The 4240-nt window shown below is 65.7% G+C and carries 3 protein-coding genes; 1 reads left to right on the plus strand and 2 read right to left on the minus strand.

The window, feature by feature from the left end; all coding sequences use genetic code 11:
* Positions 1–1381, minus strand: a 1381-nt coding sequence (gene secA2, locus AC2VON_RS01830) for an accessory Sec system translocase SecA2 (RefSeq protein WP_486951406.1), incomplete at its 3' end; no start/stop codon positions are given.
* A gap of 113 nt (positions 1382–1494) precedes the next feature.
* Between secA2 and AC2VON_RS01835 the strand changes: the two genes are divergently transcribed.
* The gene (locus AC2VON_RS01835; protein ID WP_486951407.1) at positions 1495–3510 is read left to right on the plus strand and encodes an ABC transporter ATP-binding protein/permease; all 2016 of its coding nucleotides are present in this window, start codon (positions 1495–1497) and stop codon (positions 3508–3510) included.
* On the opposite strand, the gene AC2VON_RS01840 is transcribed toward AC2VON_RS01835, so the two are convergent.
* A partial coding sequence (locus AC2VON_RS01840; RefSeq protein ID WP_486951408.1) for an FAD-binding protein occupies positions 3507–4240 on the minus strand: 734 nt, incomplete at its 5' end. The genes AC2VON_RS01835 and AC2VON_RS01840 overlap by 4 nt on opposite strands.

The following is a 4240-nucleotide window of genomic DNA, read 5'->3' on the forward strand; positions in this document are numbered from 1 at the left end:
GTTCCTCGGACTCGGCCACGTCGTGGGTCCCGACCAGCACCGGCTGTCCGGTGGCGTGCACCTCGGCGATGTGGGCGATGATGGCGTCGTTCTTGGCCGCGGCGGTGATGTAGACCCGGTCCGTCTCGTCGGAGCGGATGTTCGGTTCGTTCGGCGGGATCGGGGACACGCTCAGCTTGTAGAACTGGCGCAGCTGCTCACCGGCGGCCAGCGCTGTCCCGGTCATGCCGCACACGGTGGGATACCGATTGACCAGGGCCTGCACCGTGATGGTGTCCAACACCTCACCGGTCTCGGTGGTCTCGATGCCCTCCTTGGCCTCCACCGCAGCCTGTAACCCGTCCGGCCAGCGTTGCAGTGCCGCGATTCGGCCGCGGGAGGCATTGATCAGCGCGACCTTGCCGTCGCGCACGATGTAGTGCACGTCGCGCTGCAACAGCACATGGGCGTGCAGTGCCACGTTGACCTCCGTCAGCGTGGTGGTGACATGCTCCTCGGAGTACAGGTCGATGCCGCCCAGCACCCTCTCGACTTTGCGGGCGCCCCGTTCGGTGAGGTGGATGTTGCGCCGATCGGTGTCGCTGTCGTAGTCCACCCCCGGTCGCAGCCGGCCGACCAGCTCGATGATCTCGCGCCGCGGTGTCTCACGGTGGGTGGTGCCGGCCAGCACCAACGGCACCAGCGCCTCATCGACCAGCACCGAATCGGCCTCATCGATCAGCGCCACATCGGGATCCGGTGAGACCAGGTCCTCGACGTCGGTCACCAGCTGGTCGCGCAGCACGTCGAAACCGATCTCGTTGACCGACGCATAGGTGACATCGCACCGGTATGCCGTGCGCCTCTCGGCGGCGGTCGATTCGGCGGTGATCCAGCCGACCGTCAGGCCCAGCGCTTCCAACAGCGGCCCCATCCACTCGGCGTCGCGGCGGGCCAGGTAGTCGTTGATGGTGACGACGTGCACATGCCGGCCGCCGATCGCATACCCGGCGGCCGCGATCGCACCGGACAGCGTCTTGCCCTCGCCGGTGGCCATCTCGATCACGTCACCGGCCAGCATCCGCAGCGCGCCCTGCAGCTGCACATCGTAGGGCCGCAGCCCGGTGTTGCGCTCGGCGGCCTCGCGGGCGATCGCCAGAAACTGCGGGACGTCGGTCGAGTCCGCCAGCTGCTGAAGGTCGAGCAGCTGCGCGGCCTTGCGCAGCTGCTCGTCGTCGAGTCCGACGGCCTTCTGGTCGTAGTTCGCCGCGGCCTCGACCTCGGCGATGGTGCGGCTTCGGTTCTTCTCCGTGCTGGCGCCGAGCAGCTTCCAGAACGTGCCGCTCAGCCGGCCGGCCTTGGTGCCGGTGCTTGTGGAGGTCGTCCTGGAGGTACTGGCCACAGGACAACCGTACGCGACGCCCAATCGGTGGGATTGCGGCACTGCGGTAGGTTCGCGCAGGGGATTTCAACAGGTGCCGACCGGGAACACCCGGCGCTAAAGGAGACATCGACGTGGACTCGAAGCTGTTCAAGCCGTCCATCGACTGGGGTCACGCCCTGCCTGATTCGCTGGTGTGGATCGCGGTGGCCTGGGCGATCAGTGCAGTCTGTGTCATCGCCGTGCTGGCGGTGGTCCGGGTGACCATGCCGTGGGCCCGGCAATTCTGGCGCGTCTCCGGCGCCTATTTCACCGGAGGCGACAGCCTCGGCGTCTGGCTGAAGCTGGCCGTACTGCTGTTGTCGGTCATCATCGCGGTGCGTCTCAACGTGCTGTTCAGCTATCAGGGCAACGATATGTACTCGTCGCTGCAAACCGCGTTCCAGGGCGCCGCGGCAGGCAACGACGCGGTGAAGCGGTCTGGCGTACACGGGTTTTGGATGTCGATAGGCATCTTCAGTGTTATGGCGGTGCTGCACGTGGCGCGCGTGATGGGTGACATCTACCTCGCACAGCACTTCATGGTCGCCTGGCGGGTCTGGCTCACCGATCGCCTCACCGGCGACTGGCTCGACGGCCGTGCCTACTATCGCGCACATTTCGTCGAGGGCTCGGTCGACGCGGCTAAGGGCGATGAGTTCGACAACGAGTTCGGCGATGAGTTCGGCGATGGGTTCGATGATGAGTTCGATGAAGCCCTCGAAGGTGCTATCGACAACCCCGACCAGCGCATCCAGCAAGACGTCGACATCTTCACCGCCGGTTACGGCGCCAACCCGAACGCGCCAGTCAACGGGACCGGCAGCATTCTGCTGTTCGGTGCGGTCGAGTCGATGGTGTCGGTGGTGTCTTTCGCGGCCATCCTGTGGAATCTGTCCGGCGCTCTCACCGTGTTCGGGTTCGGTATCCCCCGGGCGATGTTCTGGATCGTGATCATCTACGTGCTGGTCGCGACTGTGGTCGCGTTTGCCATCGGCCGCCCGCTGATCCGGTTGAGCTTCCGCAACGAGCTCACCAACGCCGCCTTCCGGTATGCGCTGGTCCGGGTGCGTGACGCCGCGGAGGCGGTCGCCTTCTACCGGGGTGAGCTGGCCGAACGGTTACAGCTGCGGGAGCGGTTCGGGGCGATCATCGACAACTATCTCCGTTTCGTGAACCGGACCATCGGGTTCGCTGGTTGGAACCTGTCGGTGAGCCAGGCGATCGTCCCGCTGCCGTGGGTGATCCAGGCGCCGCGGCTGTTCTCCGGACAGATCATGTTCGGCGACGTGTCGCAGACCGCGATCGCGTTCGGCAACATCCACGACTCGCTGTCGTTCTTCCGCAACGCCTACGACAACTTCGCGAGCTATCGCGCCGTGATCATCCGTCTGCACGGGTTGGTGGAGATTGATCGCCAGGCCCGCGATCTCCCTGAGCTGCTCGCCAAGCCCAGCCCGCAGGGCTCGGTCGACATCGAGGGCGTCGAGGTGCGCACCCCGGCCGGCGATCCGTTGATCGATTCGCTCGACGTCCGTCTCGACGTCGGCGACGCGTTGATGATCACCGGGCCGTCGGGCAGCGGAAAGACGACGTTGTTGCGCAGCCTCGCGCAGTTGTGGCCGTATGCGTCCGGCACGCTGCGGCGACCGGATGCGGCCAACGAAACGATGTTTCTGTCCCAGCTGCCGTATGTCCCGCTGGGCAATCTGCGCGCGGTGGTGTCCTACCCGTCGTCGTCCGGTGAGATCCCCGACGCCGAACTTGCGGAGGTTCTGGTCAAGGTGGCCCTCCCGCAGCTTGTCGACCGGCTCGACGAGGTCGCCGACTGGGCGAAGGTGCTCTCACCCGGCGAACAGCAGCGGGTGGCATTTGCCCGCATCCTGCTGACCGGACCCAAGGCGGTGTTCCTCGACGAATCCACCTCGGCCCTCGACGAAGGCCTGGAGCTGACCCTGTATCGACTGCTGCGCAGCGAGCTGCCGGACACCGTCGTGGTCAGCGTGAGCCACCGGCGAACGATCCAGCGCCACCACGGGCACCTGCTGGAGCTGCTCGGGGAAGGCCAGTGGGAGTTGAGCCGGCTCGAGCAGGAACCGACCCCGGTCTAACGAGCGAAGGCGGCCGCATGCGCCCCGGCGCGACGGCCGAAGAACGAGCCCTCGCCCAACTGGGTGCCACTGGCATATCCCTTACCGTCCTGGGCGATGTTCGACGCGCAAGCCCCGACCGCGTACAGGCCGGGAATGACGGTGTCGTCGCCGCGCAACACCTGACCGTCCACCGAGGTGGCCAGGCCGCCGACGGTGAACCCGGCATACATCGCTTTTCCCAACGATAAGTCGAAAGCACCCCACGGCGGACTATCCTGGGGCGCAAGGAATTCCGGATGCTTGTGGAAGTCGGGATCTTCGCGACGCGCGGCATAGATGTTGTAGCGGTAAAGCGTCGCTACCAGGTTGCCTATCGGAATACCCAGTGCTGCTTCCATTTCCGGCACGGTCTCCCAACCGTCGATCAACGGCACCAGCGGCACCTGCGGACGCTGCAGGTGCGTCTCGTCGACGATCAAAAACGCCGCGCTGTCCGGCTGGTCCATCACGAACCCCGAGGTGCGGGAGTGGTAGGAGTCCTCGGCGACGAATCGCTCGCCGAGTCTGTTGACAATGATCCCGGTGAGCAGGATCGACGGAGGGTACACCGGCGCGGTGATGAACACCTGGTCCATGTGTTTGGTGGCGCCGCCCACCGACATGCCCAGCCGAATACCGAGACCGTCGTCGTAGGTATTGCCCAACACGAACGGCTTCTCCGCCAGCTTCGGCGTGTACCGCGCCACCA

The organism is Mycobacterium sp. TH-M82 (assembly GCF_057473605.1).